The 232-nt window shown below is 38.4% G+C and carries 1 pseudogene; it reads right to left on the minus strand.

Going from position 1 to position 232, the window contains the following annotated elements:
• Nucleotides 1-33: 33 nt before the first annotated feature.
• Nucleotides 34-232, minus strand: a pseudogene (locus V6260_RS18735) (haloacid dehalogenase); the annotation flags it as partial.

The raw sequence follows: 232 nt of genomic DNA on the forward strand, positions 1-232 counted from the left end.
TTTGATCTTTTTTTGCGATAGCGCAATGAGTAATTATTCTACACCAGAAAAACAAACAGTTTGTTTTGAAATAATTGCAGCATTCTCATCAACGAGCTGTTTTATAAGTGTGCTTTGTGCTTTCTTAGGCCATAACGTTTTAAAACCAGCTTCTAATAATGAACCAGCACCGTTAGAGGCAGCAGGGCGATACACATCTCTGTTTACTTCATCTACGCCTTGAGAGCGAAGT

The sequence above is a fragment of the Pseudoalteromonas aliena genome (assembly GCF_038155085.1).
In the GTDB taxonomy this organism is placed as follows: domain Bacteria; phylum Pseudomonadota; class Gammaproteobacteria; order Enterobacterales; family Alteromonadaceae; genus Pseudoalteromonas; species Pseudoalteromonas aliena_A.